Below are 22,135 nucleotides of genomic sequence, written 5' to 3' on the forward strand. Positions count from 1 at the left end.
CATGGCAGAGAACAGAAAAAAATCGAGCCTTCCTTTATTTATTGGAATTATCGTATTGATCATAGGATTAACCGCTGCAGGTTTTGCCTATTTCACTTTCATGGCACCATCCATCGCCACCGATGAGCCTTACTTTTATGTAAAGAGCAACGAGCCTTATGAGGAAGTGATGAAGCGGATAGAAAGTGAAGGGGTAGTCAGTAATCCGGCATTGTTTCAGTATGCGGCAAAATTTATGGACCTGAAATCCGCAGGTATCAAAGCAGGTAAATACAAATTATCTAAAGACCTTTCCAACCGCAGATTCATTGGAAATCTTCGTGGGGGATATCAGGAAGCCGTTAAATTCAGGTTTCAGAACATCCGTTTAAAAGAAAATTTCGCAGGTTTATTGGGCAGAGAATTTGAAGCGGATTCCACCGCCTTCCTTCAGCTATTGAACGATGAGCAATTGGCAACAAAATACGGTTTCACGAAAGATAACTTCTTCAGCATGTTCATTCCGAACACCTATGAAATCTACTGGAACACCGATCCTAAGGAGATCATCGATCGTTTTGCAAAGGAGTACACCAAATTCTGGAATGATGACCGTAAGGCCAAAGCAGCAGCATTGAACCTGACCACGCAAGAAGTTAGTGTGCTGGCTTCTATTGTTAAAGGAGAAGCGCTTCACGTGGATGAAATGCCAAAGATTGCAGGGCTATACCTTAATCGTTTGAAGAAAGGAATGTTATTGCAGGCCGATCCTACGGTAATCTTCGCAAACAACGACTTTACCATCCGTAGGGTGCTGAACAGACATTTAACCATTGATAATCCATACAACACTTACCGGTATAAGGGATTGCCTCCAGGGCCAATCATGATGCCAAGTATCGCCTCTATTGATGGGGTATTGAACTACGACCATCATAACTATATCTATATGTGTGCGAAAGATGATTTCTCCGGATACCATTTATTTGCAGAAACCGTTGCAGAACATTTGGTGAACGCACGGAAATTCCAAAAAGCATTGGACGAAAGAAATATCAAAAAATAAGGTTATGTTCTCTTACCAACATCAAATCCGGGTCAGGTATGCCGAAACGGATCAAATGGGTTATGTTTATTATGGCAACTATGCTTCCTATTACGAAGTGGCACGTACGGAGATGTTGCGTAGTACCGGTGTTTCCTATAAGGAGTTGGAGGACATGGGCGTCATGCTACCTGTTACAGACTTGAACAGCAAATACTTAAAGGCCGCCAAGTATGATGATTTGATCACAATAAATATTTATATTAGGGAAAAACCAGGTATTCGGATTAAATTTGAATACGAGCTATTTAACGAAGCGGGCGAATTGCTGAACACCGGATTCACCCAATTGGTATTTGTTGATATGGAAAAAGGTAGACCCTGCAAACCACCACAGGTTTTCGTTGATAAAATGGCTCCATTTTTTGGAGGATAATGAAAAAAGTACACCAACAACTTCTTCGTGTAAGGCCGTATGACCGTTTGATAGAATGGTCTAAAGGGGCCACCCTACCTGGTTTTGGGAAGTTGCCACTTTACACTGTACTTGTATTTTTCTTCCAAGAAATAGCCCGGGAATCCATTCTGAACAAAGCTTCTTCCCTCGCCTATAACTTTATGTTGGCGGTATTTCCAGGGATTATCTTCCTGTTCACCTTGATTCCCTATATCCCGGTTGATAATTTTCAGGAACAATTGTTGGACCTGATCCAATTGGCTTTGCCGAACAATGCCTTTGAGGTCCTACAGACTACACTGATCGATATCATCAAAAGACAGAACAGTGGGTTATTGTCGGTGGTATTTGTATTGGTCACTTTCTTCTCCACCAATGGGATGACTACCTTGATGATGACCTTCAATAAAGCTGCGCTTTCCAAAGAATCGAGGACCTGGCTACAACGACGGGTCATCGCTTTAGGTTTGGTTTTCGCTATCGTCCTTGCCCTGGTAGTTGGCATAGCGCTATATGCGGGTTCCAACTACTTCATCAACTACCTAAAAACACATATCGATTACGACCTGAAATATTTTTGGGCCACCCTGATCAAGATCGCCCAGTGGCTGATTCTCTTCAGTATCTACTTTTTTACCGTCAGTTTAATCTATAAATTTGGACCATCCTCTACAAAAAAATGGAAACTTTTCACCCCGGGAGCTACCTTAGCTACCCTTTTGGCCATGCTTTCCTTCTCCCTTTTCACCTTCTACATCAACAACTTTGGGGCCTATAACAAACTGTATGGATCAATCGGAACATTGATCGTAGTGATGATCTGGATGTATATTAACGCATTAATACTTATTATTGGCTTTGAATTGAATGCCAGTATTGCTTTATCAAAACAAAGTATTAAAATTGTAAAGCCAAGGGTATACAACTCTTTTAAACCAAACAATACTTAAATACCATCTTGTTAATTTATTTGGCTTTTTAATTAACTTTGTGTCGAATATGGAAGATAAGACTTTATTGAAGAGCTCTAAGCGGAACAGAAATGTCCGTAATATCCTATTATTTTCCATCATCATCCTTTTCATCACCTTCGTTATCGTATTTATATTTTCGTTTATCCAATATAAATCCATTCAGAACCGGATCAAATCCATTTACGTTTCCATCAATAGCGATAAAAATGACTTCTCCGATTTATTGGATGTTTTCAACGAAGCGGAACATGATTTCCGGGAGTTCTCCATCACCTATAGCAGTGAGGATTATGAAAACTACAAGAACAAGCTGGTCCACCTTAAGAAATCTGTTGATTCCCTGATCAATATCAAGGAATTGACCGACCTATGGTATGATGATCAACCAAAATCCAATCGGGAGGTGCTGGATCTCATTCCGAAATATAAATCCCTGAACGCAAAACTGGACTCCATGATCCTGGCATCAGAGACCCTACGGAATTTCCACCAGGAAACATCCAAGGATTCCATGTTTGATCTGCCGCTTCCGAAAATTGAGAAGGATAGTATTTTCAGTAGCGAGAAAACCTTGAGCAATAGGCAGATCCTTTTGGATAGAAAACCCCTATTGCAACGTATATTCCAGAAAAAACAGGATACTATCAACGTCGAGGCCTATGAAACTTACGAAACAGAACGTTTGCAGCTGCAGGAGACTTTGGTCGAGATCCTGGAAGATAACAATACCTTTACCCGAACCAAATTAAATGAACTGCAAGAAACCCTGAACCGGTTGCGGAAGAATGAAAGGGCTTTGCTAGCGGATAATTTCACCTTATTGCAAAGTGCCAATCAATTGGTTCGGATCATCCATAATGAACGCTTTCAGATACAAAAGGAAAAAACCGATCGTGACCTGATCTCTTTGATTTCCAGTACAGAGACGTTCAGGTGGCAGATCATCATCTCCCTAACCTTTGTATTCATCATTATCTGTATTCTGATCTACTACCAATTTTTCTCAGCCTACTACGAAAGGAAGCTGATGGAAGAAAAAGTGTACGCCTCCAAATTGGCAGAACAGAAGACAGACATCCTCGCAGAGATCACCCATGAGATCAGAACTCCATTAAATTCCTTGATCGGTATTGTGGATCTGTTGAAGAGTAGAAAAGACCTCTATCAGCCGAAGGATATCCTGTTGTTGGAATCGGCCTATTCCAATATCACCATGACTTCCAAAACCATCAATGATATATTGAACTTGAGCAAGATCGATCAGCATGACGCGATAGAACCGAGCTTCTTTGATTTCAAAGAATTGGTTATGGAAGTGATCGAAGGCCATCAGAACCAGGCAGCTTTAAAGAACATCACCCTGGATTATCATGTACAGCCGGAAGCACCTACGGTGATCTATACCGATGAAGTCAAGGTTCGGCAGATCTTACATAACCTGGTGAGCAATGCGATTAAATATTCTTCCAAAGGGGTAGTTCGGACCAGTATCTACATTAATGATAATGGCATGTTGTTGATCAAAGTTTCCGATCAGGGACAAGGGATACCCGATAACCTGAAGAAGAACATCTTCAAGAAATACTATACGGTGAATAAATCCACCAAGGTGGATAGTGGGGTTGGCTTAGGCCTTTACATCACTAAAAATATCGTGAACATGCTGGAAGGCAAGATTGGGTTCAAGACTGCTTCTGGCGCGGGTACCACATTTATTGTGGAGATCCCTGTTCCAGCACCAAGGTACCGCCGGAAGAACAATATCGAGGCCAATCGGGTAAACGACCTACCAAAAAACATCAGCTGGCTGATTGTTGATGATAACGCTTTGAATCTGCTCTATTTACGGCAGTTCTTTTCGTTACATAAGCAAGTATTTACGGCAACGAACGGTAAGGAAGCAGTGGAGATCATGGACCGCGAAAAGATAGATGTGATCATTACCGACATCAATATGCCGGTGATGACGGGGGATGAACTGCTCCTGAAACTACGCATCAACCCGGCCTTTGACCACGTGAAAATAATAGCCACATCCTCTGATAATGACCAAGTTAAGCGACTGGAAAAGGAAAGAGGCGTTCGATTCGACGGTATATTGATCAAGCCGTTCAACGAGAAAAAACTAACGGAAATTATCCTGAAAACCATCTATCCGATATTCGATGATCAGGAGTAAAATCCAAGGACTTCCGATGGGCTAAACTTTTTTTCATCTAAACTCTTGTAAATAAACTTTTTTCGTATCTTTGCAGTCCCTACCACGTAGGGAAAAGGAGAAAATTAATTAATGGCAAAAAAACAAGAAGCAGAAAAAGAGTTAGCGGCGAAAAACGCAGAGCTACAAGGTGCTGACACAAAAGTTGTGAAGGACACTGAAAAGATTGAGTCTGAGGCAGATTCAAATTTGATCGATGAGATCAAATCGAACACTTGGAGTACTCCACAAGGAGACTTCGACTGGGATCTTGATGAGAAAGCATTCGGTAACTATAGCGATGCTGAGCGTGTTAAATTGGAAGAGGAATATGCTGGAACATTTAACCAAATCAATCAAGGTGAAATTATTGAAGGTGTTGTTGTATCAATCAACAACAAAGATGTTGTTTTAAACATCGGTTTCAAATCAGACGGTCTAGTAGCATTATCTGAGTTCCGTGACTTACCTGACTTAAAAGTAGGTGATACTGTTGATGTATTCGTTGAATCTCAAGAAGATGCAAACGGTCAATTGGTATTATCCCGCAAACGTGCTAAAACACAAAAATCTTGGGAAGAGATCAACAATGCATTGGAAAATGACAAAATCATTGATGGTTTCGTTAAATCACGTACTAAAGGTGGTTTGATCGTAGACATCAAAGGTGTTGAGGCATTCTTACCAGGTTCTCAAATTGACATCAAACCTATCCGTGATTACGATGTATACGTAGGTAAAACGATGGAATTCAAAGTGGTAAAAATCAACCACGAATTCAAAAACGTAGTCGTATCGCATAAAGTATTGATCGAAGACGATTTGGAAAACCAAAAATCAGAGATCGTTGCGAAATTGGAAAAAGGTCAAGTATTGGAAGGTACTGTTAAAAACATTACAGATTTCGGTGTGTTCATCGACTTGGGTGGTGTTGACGGATTACTTCACATTACAGATATCTCTTGGGGCCGTATCGAGCATCCAAAAGAGGTATTGGCATTAGACCAAACTATCAACGTTGTAGTTCTTGACTTTGATGACGAGAAAAAACGTATTGCATTAGGCTTAAAACAATTATCAGAGCACCCTTGGGAATCTTTAGACAAAGGATTAGAAATCGGTTCTAAAGTGAAAGGTAAGATCGTTACTGTAGCTGACTACGGTGCTTTCTTAGAAATCATCCCTGGTGTTGAAGGATTAATCCACGTTTCTGAAATGTCTTGGTCTCAAAACCTACGTTCTCCTCAAGAGTTCTTGAAAGTAGGTGATGAAATCGAAGCGGAAATCTTAACATTAGATCGTGACGATCGTAAGATGAGCTTAGGTATCAAACAATTAACTCCAGATCCATGGCAAAACATCACTGAGCGTTACCCAGTAGGTTCTAAACAATCAGCTGTTGTTAAAAACATGACTAACTTCGGTGTATTCGTTGAGTTAGAAGACGGAATCGATGGTTTGATCCACATTTCTGATCTTTCTTGGTCTAAGAAAGTTAACCACCCTAATGAATTCACTAAAGTTGGTGAGAAATTAGATGTAGTGGTATTGGAATTAGACGAAGAAAACCGCAAGCTTTCTTTAGGTCACAAACAATTAGAGGAAAACCCTTGGGATACTTTCGAAACGATCTTCACTGAAGGTTCTGTTCACGAAGGTACTGTAATCAAAGTTGGTGACAAAGGAGATATCGTAGCTTTACAATATGGTGTTGAAGGTTTCTGCCCTAACAAACATTCTGTAAAAGAAGATGGTTCTTCATTGAAAGTTGACGAAGTTGCTGAATTCAAAATCATCGAATTCAACAAAGAGAACAAACGTCTAGTGATTTCTCACTCTCGTATCTGGGAAGATGCTAAAGCTGAAGCTCGTATCGAGGAATTCAATGCTCGTAAAAAAGAAGCTAAAACTGCTAACGCAGCAGTGAAGAAAGTTAAAGATTCTGTAGAGAAATCTACTTTAGGTGATCTTGACGTTCTAGCTCAATTGAAAGAGCAAATGGAAGATGATGAAAAAAAATCTAAATAATTAGATTTTAAAACATAATCCAAAGCCCCGAATGTAAGATTCGGGGCTTTTTTTATGCCTTATATTTCCTTAGCTTTATGAAAGGAAATGTAGGATTTGAATGTTTTTAAGGAATGATTATGGAAAAGATGGATATGCGTGAAAGCCCGCTGATTAGTACGGATGTTGCCTTGCAGATGATCAATGATGATCAGGTGGTGCTATTGGATGCGACCATTGATAAGGTTAATGAGAAAATGGATCGGGATCGGTTGGAACTGATTCCTGGGAGTTTGTTCTTTGATATTGAGGGAGGTTTTTCTGATCATGGAAGTGTTTATCCGCATACGATGGTGGATGCTGCCGTATTTGAAAGGGAAGCGAGGAAATTGGGGATAAATCAAGGGGATAAGGTTATTGTTTATGATCGTTGGGGGATTTATTCCAGTCCTAGGGCGTGGTGGATGTTTAAATTGATGGGCGTTGAAGAGGTATATGTCTTGCGTGGAGGATTGCCAGCTTGGAAGGCTGCTGGATTGCCGATTGTGGATGCTTATAGGGAGGTTGCTGGTTTGGAAGGTGATTTTGTGGCCAAGGAGGATAAGGATTGGATGATTGGAACGGAGGATTTGATGGAGAGGTTGGGATTGGATGGTCAGATGATCGTTGATGCGAGAAGTGAGGGAAGGTTTCATGGAACTGCTCCGGAGCCAAGGGCGGGCTTAAAATCGGGGCATATTCCAGGGTCTAAGAATATTCCTTTTGATCGGGTGCTGGATGGGATTGATTATAAGGAGGATGAGGAGTTGGAGCTGATTTTTGAAGGGAAGTTGGTTTCGGATGGGAAGATGGTTTCAGAAGAGAAATTGATGTCGGAAAATGTTTTGGATGATGATAGTAAGCCGATTGGAAATAAGCCTTTAGGAAATAGGAATATATTCACTTGTGGATCTGGGGTATCGGCAGCGATATTGGCCTTGGCCGCTTATCATTTGGGGAGCAGGAATGTGGCGGTGTATGATGGGTCTTGGAGCGAATGGGGAGCGAGAGAGGATACGCAGATAGAACGGTAATATTTCCGTCCTTGCGAGACCTACGTCATTGCGAGGAGGTACGACGAAGCAATCTTTGGACTTTGTCATCCTGAGTGGTCTCTGTCATCCTGAGGTCTCTGTCATCCTGAGCGCAGTCGAAGGATCTGTACGGGTACCAATTGTAGATTCTTCGACTTCGCTCAGCATGACATGAAGGAAGATTGCTTCGTGCCTCGCAATGACGGAAGGCCTCGCAATGACGCAGTAGCTCCTCGCAATGACGCCAAAAGGCGTCCCAATGTCAAGTACCCCCCTACTTCCTAGCTTCCGGCAAGGGAACATATCCATCATCCCCAGGAACTTTCGGAAACTCATGCTTCCGCCATTTATCTTTCGCTTCTTCAATAATCTCCCTTGAAGTCGCTACAAAATTCCAATAAATAAATCTTTCCTCCGGAAAAGGCTCCCCACCAAAAATATACACCGTCGTCCCAGCCTTCATCTCAAAAGAACATAAATGCGCGTCCTTCGTAATCAAAATATGCTTAGGCGCATAATCATGGCCATTACTGGAAATCTCCCCTTCCAAAATATACAAACCACTCTCGCCATAAAGCTCACCCCGGATATCAATCAACGCATCCTTACTCGCTTTGATCTCCATCATGTACAATTTACTATGTACCGGAACTGGCGATTTCTTCCCAAAAGCTTCCCCTGCAATCAATTTATAACTTACACCATCCTCTTCCCAAGCAGGAATATCCGACGCTTCCACATGATGGAATTCCGGTTCTTGAAACTCCAATTCCTTCGGCAAAGCAACCCAAATCTGCAAGCCATGCAAGAACTTATCCTTGGTTCGCAGATACTCAGGCGTTCTTTCCGAATGGACTACCCCTTTTCCAGCGGTCATCCAGTTTACCGCACCAGGTTTGATCTCCATGGCCGAACCAATGCTATCCCGATGAAAAATAGATCCTTCGAAAAGATAGGTCAACGTGGATAAACCGATATGCGGATGAGGACCAACATCCAGGTTTTCATGGTCTGCCAAACAAGCTGGCCCCATATGATCAATAAATACAAAAGGACCAATACTTCTTTTCTGACGGAAAGGCAATAACCTTCCCACCATAAAATTCCCAATATCCGCAGCGGTTTCTTCTTTTATGAAATCAATATTTGACATGTCTCTCCCTATTTTTTTAAATACTTAACTAATTTAAGCATTTGAAGATAGATTCTGAACAGCTTTAAAAATAAGATTGGCTGCCAAACGGGCTGTACGGTTATCAATATCGTACAAAGGATTCAGTTCTGCCACATCCATACTACGGAGATTGTCCAAGTTCATGATGGTTTCAAAAATGCGGTAGAAGCCATGCGTAGGCATGATTCCTTGAAAGGAGGATGCACTCACACCGGGCGCAAATGCCGGTGAGAATACATCCATATCAATAGTTAGATAGACATGATCTACAGCGTTCGCAAATTCAAATATTTCCTGAATGATCGGATCGATCTGTTCGTGATGGATATTCTCTGCCTTCACGATTTTAGTACCCATTGAATCTGCATAATCGAACAGGGCTTTGGTATTGCTGATATCCTGAATACCGATGGCCATATAACGGAATGCGCTATTGTTCTGTTTAGCTTCCTCTGCAATCTGGTAAAATCCAGTACCTGAATTTGCTCTTCCATCTGCCGTGGCACGGATGTCAAGATGAGCATCAATATTGATGATGCCAATCTTTCCTGATTTAGCAGCTTGTAATCCTTTAAAATGTCCATAGGTGATCTCATGGCCTCCTCCCAATAAAATTGGAAAACCACCAGCTTTCACGATCTGTGTTACCCTGTTTGCTAGTTCCTGCTGAGCTTCTTCCAGCTCCTCTCCAACACAGACTACATTTCCGGCATCCAGTAATTTGGTCTTGCCATCAAAGTGAACCGGGAGATTGGCAATGGATTTCCGTAGGGCTTCAGGAGCCTCCTTGGCCCCTACCCGACCTTGATTCCTATGAACGCCCTCATCACAGACAAAACCCAAAAAAACAATTTTACCTTTTAATGGAGGTTGATCATTCAGATCTATTAGTTCTATTTTCTGATGCCAACGCAAAAATGATTCATCTGTCCCATCAATTCTCCCTGTCCAAAGATTTCTGTCTACGGGTTGGTAATAAACTTGTACTAATGCCTCCATAATATTATCAGTCTAAAAGGTTAGAAATTATATCTTCTTCCACTAAAATGGCAGGTGTTACCTGTAGTGTAGAAGTACGTTTAAGTTCGGTTTCAATAGCTTGTTGAGCTTCTTTGTTCCTTGCCCAAGCTCTGCGGGCAATACCATTGTTCACATCAAAGAACAACATCTGTTTCAATTTCTGATCGGCTTCCTGGCTACCATCCAACAACATCCCAAAACCACCATTGATTACTTCGCCCCAACCTACGCCACCACCATTATGTATAGATACCCAGGTTGCTCCACGGAAGCTATCACCAATCACGTTATGGATGGCCATATCGGCTGTGAATTTACTGCCGTCATAGATATTGCTGGTCTCGCGGTATGGAGAATCCGTACCACTCACATCGTGGTGATCCCTGCCGAGAACCACAGGCGCGGAAAGTCTACCCTCTTCCACAGCCTTATTAAAAGCTTCTGCAATGCGCATTCTTCCCAAAGCATCTGCATAGAGGATCCTCGCCTGAGAACCTACGACCAACCTGTTTTTCTCCGCTTCTTCGATCCATTTGATGTTATCTGCCATTTGTTGGTAGATCTCTTTAGGTGCATCCACTTGGATCTCTTTCATCACTTCCAGAGCAATCTGATCTGTTAAACGTAGGTCTTCTGCCTTTCCGGAGGTACAAACCCAACGGAACGGTCCGAAACCATAGTCGAAACACATTGGGCCTAGGATATCCTGCACATAGGAAGGATATTTAAAATTCACCCCATCTGCAGCAAATACATCAGCTCCGGCACGACTACATTCCAATAAAAAGGCATTACCATAGTCAAAGAAATATGTCCCGCGAGCGGAATGTTTATTCACTGCATTCGCATGCCTTACCAAAGTTTTTTGTACTTCTTGGGCAAAACGTTCCGGATGGTGGGCAATCAGTTCATTGGCCTCTTCAAAACTGATATCTGCCGGATAGTATCCGCCAGACCAAGGGTTGTGCAAAGAGGTCTGGTCTGATCCCACGGTTATAAAAATATCTTCTTCATAGAATTGCTCCCATACATCCACGATGTTGCCGATATAGGCAATGGAAACCAATTCTTTGTTTTTCATGGCTGTTCTTACGCGATCGATCAAATCAGGCATGTTGTCGACCAACACATCTACCCATCCTTGTTCATGACGTTTGGTCGCTGCGGCAGGGTTTACTTCAGCACATACCGTAATACAACCTGCTATATTACCTGCTTTCGGCTGAGCACCACTCATTCCGCCTAATCCTGATGTAAGGAATACTTTCCCTTCAATACTTTCGCCTTCTTTCAGGTGTTTTCTAAAAGCATTCATGACCGTGATCGTTGTGCCATGCACAATACCCTGCGGACCAATATACATATAGGATCCTGCGGTCATCTGCCCATATTGGGTAACCCCTAGGGCATTGAACCTTTCCCAATCATCTGGTTTGGAGTAATTGGGGATCATCATCCCATTGGTTACCACGACTCTTGGCGCATGAGCGGAAGATGGGAATAAACCCATCGGATGACCACTGTACATGTGCAGGGTCTGCTCATTGGTCATTTCCGCAAGATATTTCATCGTCACTAAGTATTGTCCCCAGTTCTGGAACACTGCACCATTACCACCGTAGGTGATCAATTCATGCGGGTGTTGTGCCACGGCAGGATCCAGGTTGTTCTGGATCATCAGCATTATAGCTGCAGCCTGTTGGCTTTTTGCAGGGTATTCTTCAATACCACGTGCATACATTTCGTAAGTAGGTCTGAACCTATACATATAGATTCGTCCATATTCACGAAGTTCTTCCAAGAACTCCGCTGCTAATTCGGCATGCCATTCTTTCGGAAAATAACGCAGTGCATTACGTAGCGCCAATTTCTCCTCTTCTTTATTTAATATGGCCTTGCGCTTGGGCGCATGGCTTACACTTGGATCTAGTTTGGTTTTTGCAGGCAATTCTTTCGGAATGCCTTGTATAATGGTTTCTTGAAAATTCATTGTTCTTTAGTATTAAAGGTTTTCGCCTTTGCGGAATACTTCCATTCCGGATTTCCATACCCGTGCAGGTTTTAATGAACCCTGCAGGTAGGTGATATTCTGATAATTAGCTGTTTCATAGATGATAAAGTCGGCTAAAGCTCCAGCTTTCAAGATGGCTCTATCTTTTAAGTTCAATGCTTTGGCCGCGCGGAAAGTTATACCGGCAAACACTTCGGTATTGCTCAGTTTTTCCATGGATGCCAAAATGCTGGCACTTTCGATCAATTTCCCCATCGGTGCTGAACCTGGATTCCAGTCAGTGGCGATGGCCAAACATGCGCCGGCATCCAATAATTTTCGGGCAGGTGTAAATGCACACCCAATTCCCAAGGATGCCGCAGGTAGTGCAACAGCCACCACATTGGAATTTGCCAAGGCTTGGATTTCTTCTGCAGTGGAAGCTTCCAAGTGATCAGCCGAAACCGCATCTACCTCAACGGCCAAAGCCGAACCGGAAGTGCTGAACTGATCGGCATGTACCGTAATATCAAAGCCCATACTTTTTGCCTTTTCGAAATACGGTTTGGTCTGTTCTGCGGTAAACGCACTTTTTTCGACGAAGGCATCTATCCTATTGGTCAATCCTTCCGCTTTTAGGACTGGGAATAATTCTTCTGCGATCCATTCCAGATACGATTCCGGGCTTCCCTCATAATCCTTCGGACACATGTGTGCAGCCAAACAGGTACTGATCAATTCTGCTTTACTGCTTTCATTCGCCTTTTTGATAGCGCGGAGGGTTTTCAATTCCTCTGCCACATTCAATCCATACCCACTTTTCACCTCGATGGTGGTAATCCCCTGCTCCAATAAAGCATCTGCGTGTTTAAGGATCACCTCGGTCAATTCTTCCTCCGACAATGCCCTAGTATGTTTAACCGTGCTCCAAATCCCACCGCCGGCTTCCGCTATTTCCAGGTAAGAACTACCGGCATTACGCATGGCAAAATCATTGGCGCGGTTTCCGCCAAAAGCGATATGGGTATGGCAATCGATATAACCTGGAAGAACCACCTGGTCACCTTGTAAAAGGATCAAGTTTGCTTCCTGGCCATATTGGGTCTTTAAATCATTGAAATTTGAAATAGCCTTTATTTTATCCCCTTCCAGCAGGATTCCTGCATTTTCCTGGATCTGTAATTGGCTATCTTTTAACGCCCCTTTCATCGGCAGGTTGGCCATACTGACCAATTGCTTAAAGGGTCCTATTAACGTGAGTGCTTTGTTCATGCTTAATAGTTTTCGAAATATTCTACACCTGTACCGAAATAAGGCACACCTTCCTTCTCGGAAACCTCTTTGGCCAACTCAACCAATTCACCCGATTTCACCAATGCTAAAGCCGCATCTAGGATATCGGTCATAGGTTGGTCCTCTTCGATATGCGGGATGCTTTTACGCACATACTGATGGATGGCTTCCACTACCGCCGTAGATTTCAACGGTGCATGGTAATCCTTCGCTTGTGCAGCACATAATAGCTCGATACTTAATATCTTATCCACATTATCCAACACCTGTAATAATTTCCTTCCGGAAATCGAACCCATGCTAACGTGGTCCTCTTGCCCCAATGAAGTTGGGATGCTATCGGCACTTGCCGGGAAACATAATCCTTTATTTTCAGAAGCGATTGCTGCTGTACTGTATTGCAGGATCATAAAACCAGAGTTCAATCCAGTGCTTTTCATCAATAATTTTGGAACGCCATTGGTCTCGCCTTCCAAAGAAAGATAAACCCTACGATCGGAGATATTTCCCAATTCAGAAACGGCCAAGGTCGCGTAATCTAACGGAAGAGCGATCGGTTGACCATGGAAAGAACCTCCAGAAATGGTCAATTCATTGTTGATGATGATTGGATTATCTGTTACAGCATTGATCTCCGTTTCAATGATCTCCTTGAAGTGTAACCAGGCATTGCGGGATGCGCCATGAACCTGTGGGATACAACGTAAGGAATATGGATCCTGAACGCGGGAACAATTTTTATGTGATTCAAGAATATCGGAACCTTTTAAGAGATTAAAAACCGTAGCAGCTACAAAGCTATTTCCCTTATACGGTCTTAATTGATGTAATTCAGTATAGAAAGGTTTGATGGAGCCATTCAATCCTTCGATCATCAGGGTCGCGATCAGGTCGGCATTGTTCATCAGGCGGTTCATTTCTACCACGGCTTTAACGCCATGAGCAGCCATAAACTGGGTACCATTGATCAAGGCCAATCCTTCTTTAGCGCCAAGGGCAACAGGAGTAAGATTATGTTTCTTCAATACCTCAGCGGTAGAAACCTCTTTTCCGTCCTGCCATACTTTTCCATAACCGATCAAAGGAAGGAACAAGTGGGACAAAGGCGCTAAATCGCCCGATGCACCTACTGAACCTTGTTTTGGAACCACAGGGATCACATCCTCTTGGATGTGCCAGATGATCCTTTCGATGGTGCTGTATTGAACCCCTGAAAATCCTTTTGCCAAAGCTTGAACTTTCAGGATTAACATTAATTTACTCAATTCTTTATCGATGGCCTCACCCACACCTACGGCATGGCTCATCAGGATGTTCTCTTGTAATTTACGGGTATCTTGAGCACCAATCAGGGTAGTACACAATGGACCAAATCCTGTATTGATACCATAAACCACTTTTCCGGCATCAACAATATCTTGTACATATTGGGCACTTTGGTTTACTTTTGCTTTGCTTTCCTCGCTCAATTCACCTTTTAAATCTCCTTTTGCAATAGAGACAGCTTGGGAACTGCTCAAAAAATCTTCACCGTATTTAAATATTTTCATCATAATTATCTGTGTCTATCAAATTTAGCCGCTATATTTGATAATTAGTAATACCAATTTTTTCATCAATTGATAACTATGAATTATCAAATAGAACTGAGACATCTGCATTATTTTAAGGTTTTGGCGGAGGAACTGCATTTTAGGCGTGCAGCAGAACGTTTGTTTATTGCGCAACCTGGATTATCGAGGCAGATCAAGCAATTGGAGGATTATTATCAGGCTCAATTGTTTGAAAGGGATAAGCGGAAGGTTTCTCTAACGCCTGCGGGCCAATACCTGCAGATGGAGGTGGATCTGTTGTTTAACCAATTAGGGAAGATCAAGGAACAGGTGGAAAAGATCGAGGAGGGGAAGCTTACTTCCTTGAAATTGGGATTTATCGGATCGGCGGTGCAGACTGTGCTGCCGGAATTATTGGTTAGCCTAAAGCATGAACAACCGTTGATTGATATTACCTTGAATGAGTTGTCCAATGAGTTTCAATTGGAGATGTTGCTGAAGAATGAATTGGATTTTGGTTTTGTTCGGATGGAAAAAGCTTTTCCGCCATTAAAATCGATTCCGGTGTTGACGGATCATTTTAGTTTGGTGGTTCCGAAGGATGCGAAGAACAAGAACATTAAAAAGGTGGATATCTTGGATTATCAGAAGGAATCTTTTATACTTTTTTCGAAGGATTATAGTAGTTCGTATTATAATTTGGTGATGAGTATTTTTTATGATCATGGTTTTGAGCCGCATGTGACGTTGAAGACGGTGAATGCGTTGAGTATTTTTAATCTGGTAAGTCAGGGATTGGGCGTGGCGATCGTGCCATCTTCCTTGAAAAAGGGGTATCATACTCATGTTGATTTTTTGGATTTGAGCCATCTTCCACAACGGACGACATTGTCGTTGGTATGGAACGAGGAGAATAGGAACCCGGGGTTGGGGTTGTTGTTGGATATTGTGAAGAAGATGATTAAGTGAAGGGGTTGATGGGAGGTTTGCATGATTGGGGGGGCGTCATTGCGAGGAGGCACGACGAAGCAATCTTCCTTCATGTCATGCTGAGCGCAGTCGAAGCATCTACATGTGGTACTCGTACAGATCCTTCGACTTCGCTCAGGATGACAGAGACCTCTCAGGATGACAGAGACCACTCAGGATGACAAAGGCCAAAGATTGCTTCCTCGTGCCTCCTCGCAATGACGTGGAAATAAACAAAATAAAATATTTTTTTACCCCACCATTATGGAAATCTATATTATCTTGCATCAGATGAATAAAAACATATGGCATTCATCAACTTACCAACACCATTATGAAAAAAGCACTCTGGATTCTCCTCCTCTTCATCCCCTTATTTTCAATAGGACAAATCTCTCCACAAACAAATGATCTTACCAAAACATGGTTGGAAGTAGATCGCCTATTCAGCATAAAAAATTACGAACAAGCCTTACCCTTGCTCGCAACAATAAAAGCTGAATCCATAAAAAGAAAAGATGACGCCCTCTGGTTAAGAGCCTTTTTGGCAGAAACCCAAGTCGCAACTGTTAATACCAACGACGATAACCAATTCGAAAAAATCGACCAGCTTTTCCAGAATAACATCTCCACCGCCAAACCCTTGGTAAAAGATGTACTCTATAATTTTTATGCCTCCTTCCTCGAAAACAACCTACACAGGTACCTCAGCAATTCGAGCAATAAATTTGTAGCGGCAGACCATAATCAAAAATGGGATATAATCGATTCCCTTTATAAGCTCTCTTTAACAAACAAACTCAGATTAAAAAAAGAAAAAACAGAGAAATGGAGTTCCATGTTTTCGGATCTTAATAATATACAACTCACACCTACCCTATTCCATTATCTAAGCATCAATTACCTATCTTTTCTTAAAAAAGATATGGTCAGCTATAAAAGTGCTTATCAAAATCTTCATCAGGAAATCATGGCCTTAAATAAAAACGAAGACTATAAAATTTCCGCCACTTTTTTTGCTTCCCAAAATCCAACCATAAAAGCAAATAACAACCTCCTCTACTTCCAAGCCTTACGGGATATCATGAAAACCTATCCAAGTGATTATAATGCTTATTTGCTTTATCAGATGGCATATAAACATTTTTATATGGGAAATAAGAAGGAAGCCTTAGCCTTGGTTGAAGAAGCTGAAAAAAATTACCCTAATTCTCCTTGGCTAAATAATGCAAAAAACCTGAATGAGGACATTAAAAGAGTAGAAATAGGAATGGATATGAAGGAATTCCAGTTGCAGAATTCCTATTTACCGATTAGTTTAAGACTGAGGAATGTAGACAACCTTTATATCCGAGTCTATCGCACAACCAACCATCCGAAGGAACTGAAAAAATTTACAGTAAAATATGATAGTACGACCTTCGTGAACAGCTTAGATGCACCTCTGGCCTATGAGGAAGTCATACCCATAAAAGACCTAGCAGTTGGAGAATCTAAGCGCACCATCTATAAAATTAATCCCCTTCCGTATGGCCATTATACCATCTTGATCTCCAATAACGCAGCTTTTAAGGATGATGATAAATTCCAAAAGGTAAGTATCAATAATTTCTATATCACTGATTTCTTCTTTTCGGCAACCTTCGAAAAAGAAAATGAAAACAACGAAGAGTATCATACTTTATTCATCAACAGAAGGACCGGGCAACCCTATGCAAACAAAACATTCAGCCTCTACGAATTCTATGATAAAAATCCTCTGAAATTAATCCAGAAGATAAAAACAGACCAAAGAGGTTTCTATCATTTCAAAACAAACGAAAAGAAAGACATCACGGATATTAATGATTATTATATTTATTTAGCTGATGAAAATCAATTTATAGATCTATCGGAGTTTCCGGAAACAGCTGATCATGTCCGATACGATCAAGAAAAAGAAGAAATTGAGGGTGAAGTCAGGATAAATGCCATGTTAGACCGCGGCATCTATAGACCCGGCCAACCTTTATACTTCAAAGGAATCATTTACAATGATCACTATCTGAAAGGCAGGGTATTGGCCGATCAGAAAATCAAGGTCTATTTACATGATGTAAATTTCAGAAAAATTGACTCATTGGAACTGACAAGCAATGCTTATGGATCCATTCATGGAGAATTCAACCTACCAAGCCCCATATTGGCTGGTCGATTTAGATTATCCTTTCAACAGAAGGAGCTGCAGATTGGCGAAATAAGCTTTCGGGTAGAGGAGTATAAACGACCTACCTTTGAGGTTAAGCTGGAAACCAATAAAGAAACCTATACCAAAAAAGATACGGCCATATTCCAAGGTCAAGCCATGTCTTTAAATGGTGCGCCTTTGGTCGGCGCAAGTGTACATTATAAAGTAAACTATAGCGCTCGGGGTAAGCAGTATAAAAATGGTCTTTTTGTCGATTCGACTACGACGACCAATGAACTTGGAAAATTTACCATCAAAGTTCCATTGATGGATTCCACCTTCCAAACATTTACCGATTTCAGACTGAATTATGAGGTGGAGGTAGTCAATCAGAATGGTGAAATGCAATCGGCAGCTTCCAGTCATCAATACAGTGATAAACCATGGCGGATACAAATTCAAACGCCAAGGAATGTAGAAGAATATAAATGGTCTTCCATCCAGGTCCACACCTTAAATAACAATAATCAACCCCTGAAATTTGCTGGCGATGTACAGATCTTGAAAATAAAAGACCCTACTGTTGTGGTTCCGGAACACATGCGGAGTTATTTTAGGGATGTAGACTTTCATTTATTTTCCAATTCGGAATATAAAAAATATTTCCCGACCATATTTGATGATGTATTTATTGGTGATCAAAAATCAGAACTGATCAAAAGCTATTCTTTCGATACTCGGGATACCACGTTGGTTAGAATAGATTCTAATCTATTTGGACGTGGAAGATATTTCATCAAAGCTTTATCCATTCAAGGCCGGGATAGTATCCGAGCACAAGCCCTGGTAAGTGTATTTGATAAAGCGACTGGAAAAAGTCTTAATTCTGAATTCCTAACCTATACCTTGGATAAGCCGAGTTATAAAGAGGGCGATGAAGTGACCCTGAAACTATTTACGGATCTAAAAGAAGTAAAGCGTCTTTATTTATTCAGCCAGATTGGAAACAAAAAACTTCCTTTGCAGGTATTGTCCTGGAATAATGGGAAAATTATCTATAAATTCAAGATTACCGAAGAACAGCTGAACAATAATATGCAGTTCCATGCTATGTTGATCTTCGACAACAAATTGTCGTCCTTACCTATCCACATCCCAATTGAAAGGGAAAACCAGTCGGTGGAGATCAAGACCCAAACTTTCCGGGATAAGATAACGCCTGGACAAAAAGAAAAATGGAGTTTTACCATCACTAAAAAAGAGGAGAAGATGCAGGCGGAGGTATTGGCCAGTATGTATGATGCTTCATTGGATGTTTTCCAGGGTAATTATTTCAGCTCATCCCTTTCCAAGCAATATCCATATTTCCAACCCTATTATTACCACCATATGTATGGCAATTTTTATGCATCGAGTGGTTCTTACTCCCTATTTAGGAACTTTAAAGTAAGGAATACAAAAGGCACCGAATTCCCAAGTATAAAAAATTATGGTCTTTGGATTACGCCATATTGGGGAGAAAATAAAGTTTATGATTTCGCCTACTCGGATGGAGTTCACGAATCCTCACGTCGTCAAGTCATCGAGGAAGTAGTTACTGTTACTGCAGCTGGGAAAGTAGCAGGAGTGAATGCATCACCAAGTTTAATGCTCCGCGGAACATCCTCTTTAAATACTAATGATCCCCTATATGTCATCGATGGCGAAATTGTTAGTCAAGAAGAGTTCAATAGTTTCAATAAGGATGAAATTGCGGATTTTAAGGTCTTAAAAGATGCCGAAGCGACTGCTCTGTATGGATCAAAGGGGGCAAATGGTGTTATTATTTTAACCAGTAGGCTCGGGAAACAGGCGAATGAGCAATTATCGGATGTAAAGACCCGAACCAATCTTCAGGAAACGGCCTTCTTCTTCCCTACCCTTTACACGGATGCTGAGGGAAATGTTTCCTTTGAATTTGATTCGCCGGAAGCATTGACCAAATGGAAATTGCAGTTATTTGCCCATGACAAGGAATTGAATGCTGGATCTGCTACCTTCTATACCCAAACCCAGAAACAATTGATGGTGCGACCGAATCTACCACGTTACTTCCGGGAAGGGGATGAAATTGTGATCAAAACACAGATCCAAAACCTGAGTAAGAAAGCACTTTCAGGAACGGCAAAGATCGAGATCATCAACCCGGAAAACAATGAGGTGATCAGCAATAAATTTATTGGTGAAAAAGCGATAACCCGTTTTGAAACCCAGGAAAATACGCATGGATTAATAGAATGGACCTTAAAAATACCTGCTGGTTATCCAACGGTTCAGATCAAAGTGATTGCAGGAACAGATGAATTCTCGGATGGTGAACTATCCGAGGTTCCGATCCTGACCAATAAGGTGCTGATAACCGATTCGGAGAAGATCATGCTGAAACCGGATCAAGAAAAAGATTACCTCATCAAAATAGCTGGTAAGGAAAATGTACAGGCTAAGGTTCAGATCCAAAGCAATCCTATTCTGGAGATTATTTCGGCATTGGATTACCTGAAGAATTATCCATACGAATGTACAGAGCAATTGACAAGCAAATGGTTTGCCCTTAAAGTACTGCAATATGTGGACAAGAGCTATCCAGCAATTTCCGATTATTTCAGAAAACTGAATACGGAGGAAAAACAAAGTAAAATGGAATCCAATGCAGAGTTGAACAGTTTCAAACTGGAGGAAATGCCTTGGTTGAAGTCCATTGAAAATGATGGCAAGAAATTGCAGGAATTGGCAAAATTATTCCGTTCGAACTTTCCGTCAGAGCTAAAGGCTATCGAGGAGAAGATCGTCAAGAATCAGACCCGTGAAGGTGGATTCCCTTGGTTTGATGGTGGCAAAGCGGATCCTTATATTTCCATCCGGATCCTGGAGATCATGGGTAAAACATTGACCCTGGACAAGAGCTTGATCAGTAAAGATATGAAGGGCATCCTTCCAAAACTGACCAGTTATTTGGATACAACAAGTACAGTATTTGGACCTAAGGCTACTGAAAGTACGGCCTTGGATTATCTATATGCAAGGAGATATTGGTCTGCTGAGTTCCCTATTTCGGAGGCTATTAAAGCGAAATTGAAGAGTAAAGTGGCTATAGCGCCGTTGTTGACAGCAAATAGACCTGCAGGAGTTGCGGCTAAAGCATGGATCGTGAATCAATTGTTCGGAACAGGTAAAGAATCGACAGAGATCAGGAATAGGCTGCAGCAGGAGGTGATCTTGGATGAACTGAAAGGAATGTATTGGGAGAGTAATGAAAAATATTACAATGGCATCTCCATGCAGGCTTATGTTTTGGAAGCTTATAAAATGCATGATCCAAGCAAATTGATGCCGATCAGTCAGTGGTTCTTTTATAAGAAGGAAACGAATTATTGGTACAGTACCTGGATGACGGTGGATGCGATCTATGCGATATTATTGGCAAATAATCCGAAGGACTTTTCGTTGGAGAATACGGTGTCGGTGCGGATGAATGGAAATGAGCTGGCTATGGATGATAAGGTTTTGGGTCAGGCATCGAAGGTAATTCCAAAGGAGGAACTTAAACAGGATACCCGGTTTTCGGTGAAGAACAATAATGTTCGGAATATTTTTGGTGGAATTTATCATCAATATTTTGTGCCGATGGAGGATGTAAAGAGCAGTACGAACGAGATTAAGGTGAGCAAGGAATACTTGGTGGAAAGGGAAGGAAAATGGGTGGTGAGTAATCAGGCTGTTCTTGGTGAGAAGATTAAGGTGAGAATTACGGTGATAAATGATAAGCCTTTGCAATATGTGCATTTGAAGGATAGTAGACCTTCTGGCGTGGAACCTGTGTATCAGCCTTCGGGGTATAGGTATTGGGAGAGGTTTTATTTTACGATGAAGGATGCTTCGACAAATTATTTCTTTGATCGATTGGGTAAAGGGAAGTTTACTTATGAATATGAGGTGAAGGCGAATAATCTGGGAAGGTTTAATTCGGGGATCACGACCTTGGAATGTATGTATGATCCGACGGTTAACGCAAGATCGGAGAATGTGGAAATGAGTATTGTTAAGTAGAACTTTAAGTAGAACTTTAAGTAGAAACCGCGTCATTGCGAGAGCCACGTCATTGCGGGAGCCACGTCATTGCGAGGTACGCAAGCTAATAAAACCGCGTCATTGCGAGGTACGAAGCAATCTTTCGATATGTCATGGTGAGCGTAGTCGA

13 protein-coding genes are annotated in these 22,135 nt (G+C 41.6%); 8 read left to right on the top strand and 5 right to left on the bottom strand.

What is annotated here, in order from left to right:
• The first annotated feature begins 1 nt into the window (after window position 1).
• The 6 genes from mltG to E3D81_RS07610 all read left to right on the top strand — a co-directional run bounded on the left by mltG (window position 2) and on the right by E3D81_RS07610 (window position 7,732).
• Entirely contained in the window at window positions 2-1,045 is a 1,044-nt protein-coding gene (mltG, locus tag E3D81_RS07585; RefSeq protein ID WP_099366930.1) for an endolytic transglycosylase MltG, read from the top strand.
• Window positions 1,046-1,049: 4 nt separating this feature from the next.
• Window positions 1,050-1,460: an acyl-CoA thioesterase gene (locus E3D81_RS07590; protein WP_134777008.1), complete on the top strand. Its 411-nt coding sequence runs from the start codon at window positions 1,050-1,052 to the stop codon at window positions 1,458-1,460.
• Entirely contained in the window at window positions 1,460-2,431 is a 972-nt protein-coding gene (locus tag E3D81_RS07595) for a YihY/virulence factor BrkB family protein (protein WP_099366928.1), read from the top strand. The genes E3D81_RS07590 and E3D81_RS07595 overlap by 1 nt, the downstream gene beginning before the upstream one ends.
• Before the next feature lie 49 nt (window positions 2,432-2,480).
• Entirely contained in the window at window positions 2,481-4,634 is a 2,154-nt protein-coding gene (locus E3D81_RS07600) for an ATP-binding protein (protein ID WP_134777009.1), read from the top strand.
• A gap of 111 nt (window positions 4,635-4,745) precedes the next feature.
• On the top strand, window positions 4,746-6,680 hold the full coding sequence (rpsA, locus tag E3D81_RS07605; RefSeq protein ID WP_099366926.1) for a 30S ribosomal protein S1: 1,935 nt from the start codon (window positions 4,746-4,748) through the stop codon (window positions 6,678-6,680).
• A 119-nt stretch (window positions 6,681-6,799) separates the two neighbouring features.
• Entirely contained in the window at window positions 6,800-7,732 is a 933-nt protein-coding gene (locus E3D81_RS07610) for a sulfurtransferase (protein ID WP_167554258.1), read from the top strand.
• Between the two features lie 274 nt (window positions 7,733-8,006).
• Here the strand turns inward: E3D81_RS07610 and E3D81_RS07615 are convergent, their stop codons facing one another.
• From E3D81_RS07615 to hutH, 5 genes are read right to left on the bottom strand one after another with little or no spacing between them, the layout of a single operon-like run.
• On the bottom strand, window positions 8,007-8,885 hold the full coding sequence (locus E3D81_RS07615) for a pirin family protein (RefSeq protein WP_134777011.1): 879 nt from the start codon (window positions 8,883-8,885) through the stop codon (window positions 8,007-8,009).
• Window positions 8,886-8,918: 33 nt separating this feature from the next.
• Window positions 8,919-9,905 carry a formimidoylglutamase gene (gene hutG, locus E3D81_RS07620; protein ID WP_134777012.1) on the bottom strand — a complete coding sequence of 329 codons (987 nt, stop codon included), beginning with the start codon at window positions 9,903-9,905 and terminating at the stop codon, window positions 8,919-8,921.
• 7 nt (window positions 9,906-9,912) lie between these two features.
• Window positions 9,913-11,916, bottom strand: coding sequence for a urocanate hydratase (locus E3D81_RS07625; RefSeq protein WP_134777013.1), 2,004 nt, complete (start codon window positions 11,914-11,916; stop codon window positions 9,913-9,915).
• Window positions 11,917-11,928: 12 nt separating this feature from the next.
• On the bottom strand, window positions 11,929-13,188 hold the full coding sequence (gene hutI, locus E3D81_RS07630; RefSeq protein WP_134777014.1) for an imidazolonepropionase: 1,260 nt from the start codon (window positions 13,186-13,188) through the stop codon (window positions 11,929-11,931).
• A 2-nt stretch (window positions 13,189-13,190) separates the two neighbouring features.
• Window positions 13,191-14,762 carry a histidine ammonia-lyase gene (gene hutH, locus E3D81_RS07635; protein ID WP_245153309.1) on the bottom strand — a complete coding sequence of 524 codons (1,572 nt, stop codon included), beginning with the start codon at window positions 14,760-14,762 and terminating at the stop codon, window positions 13,191-13,193.
• Window positions 14,763-14,837: 75 nt separating this feature from the next.
• Between hutH and E3D81_RS07640 the strand changes: the two genes are divergently transcribed.
• Window positions 14,838-15,731, top strand: a complete 894-nt coding sequence (locus E3D81_RS07640; protein WP_099366919.1) for a LysR family transcriptional regulator — start codon at window positions 14,838-14,840, stop codon at window positions 15,729-15,731.
• A 334-nt stretch (window positions 15,732-16,065) separates the two neighbouring features.
• Window positions 16,066-21,984 carry an alpha-2-macroglobulin family protein gene (locus E3D81_RS07645; RefSeq protein ID WP_134777016.1) on the top strand — a complete coding sequence of 1,973 codons (5,919 nt, stop codon included), beginning with the start codon at window positions 16,066-16,068 and terminating at the stop codon, window positions 21,982-21,984.
• Window positions 21,985-22,135 lie beyond the last annotated feature (151 nt).

The sequence above is a fragment of the Sphingobacterium sp. CZ-2 genome, from assembly GCF_004526235.1.
Taxonomy (GTDB): Bacteria; Bacteroidota; Bacteroidia; order Sphingobacteriales; family Sphingobacteriaceae; genus Sphingobacterium; species Sphingobacterium tenebrionis.

Bases quoted from the DNA above. Each gene is read 5' to 3' on its own strand.
- mltG (WP_099366930.1), top strand. From the start codon at position 2: ATGGCAGAGAACAGAAAAAAATCGAGCCTTCCTTTATTTATTGGAATT.
- E3D81_RS07590 (WP_134777008.1), top strand. From the start codon at position 1,050: ATGTTCTCTTACCAACATCAAATCCGGGTCAGGTATGCCGAAACGGAT.
- E3D81_RS07595 (WP_099366928.1), top strand. From the start codon at position 1,460: ATGAAAAAAGTACACCAACAACTTCTTCGTGTAAGGCCGTATGACCGT.
- E3D81_RS07600 (WP_134777009.1), top strand. From the start codon at position 2,481: ATGGAAGATAAGACTTTATTGAAGAGCTCTAAGCGGAACAGAAATGTC.
- rpsA (WP_099366926.1), top strand. From the start codon at position 4,746: ATGGCAAAAAAACAAGAAGCAGAAAAAGAGTTAGCGGCGAAAAACGCA.
- E3D81_RS07610 (WP_167554258.1), top strand. From the start codon at position 6,800: ATGGAAAAGATGGATATGCGTGAAAGCCCGCTGATTAGTACGGATGTT.
- E3D81_RS07615 (WP_134777011.1), bottom strand. From the start codon at position 8,885: ATGTCAAATATTGATTTCATAAAAGAAGAAACCGCTGCGGATATTGGG.
- hutG (WP_134777012.1), bottom strand. From the start codon at position 9,905: ATGGAGGCATTAGTACAAGTTTATTACCAACCCGTAGACAGAAATCTT.
- E3D81_RS07625 (WP_134777013.1), bottom strand. From the start codon at position 11,916: ATGAATTTTCAAGAAACCATTATACAAGGCATTCCGAAAGAATTGCCT.
- hutI (WP_134777014.1), bottom strand. From the start codon at position 13,188: ATGAACAAAGCACTCACGTTAATAGGACCCTTTAAGCAATTGGTCAGT.
- hutH (WP_245153309.1), bottom strand. From the start codon at position 14,762: ATGATGAAAATATTTAAATACGGTGAAGATTTTTTGAGCAGTTCCCAA.
- E3D81_RS07640 (WP_099366919.1), top strand. From the start codon at position 14,838: ATGAATTATCAAATAGAACTGAGACATCTGCATTATTTTAAGGTTTTG.
- E3D81_RS07645 (WP_134777016.1), top strand. From the start codon at position 16,066: ATGAAAAAAGCACTCTGGATTCTCCTCCTCTTCATCCCCTTATTTTCA.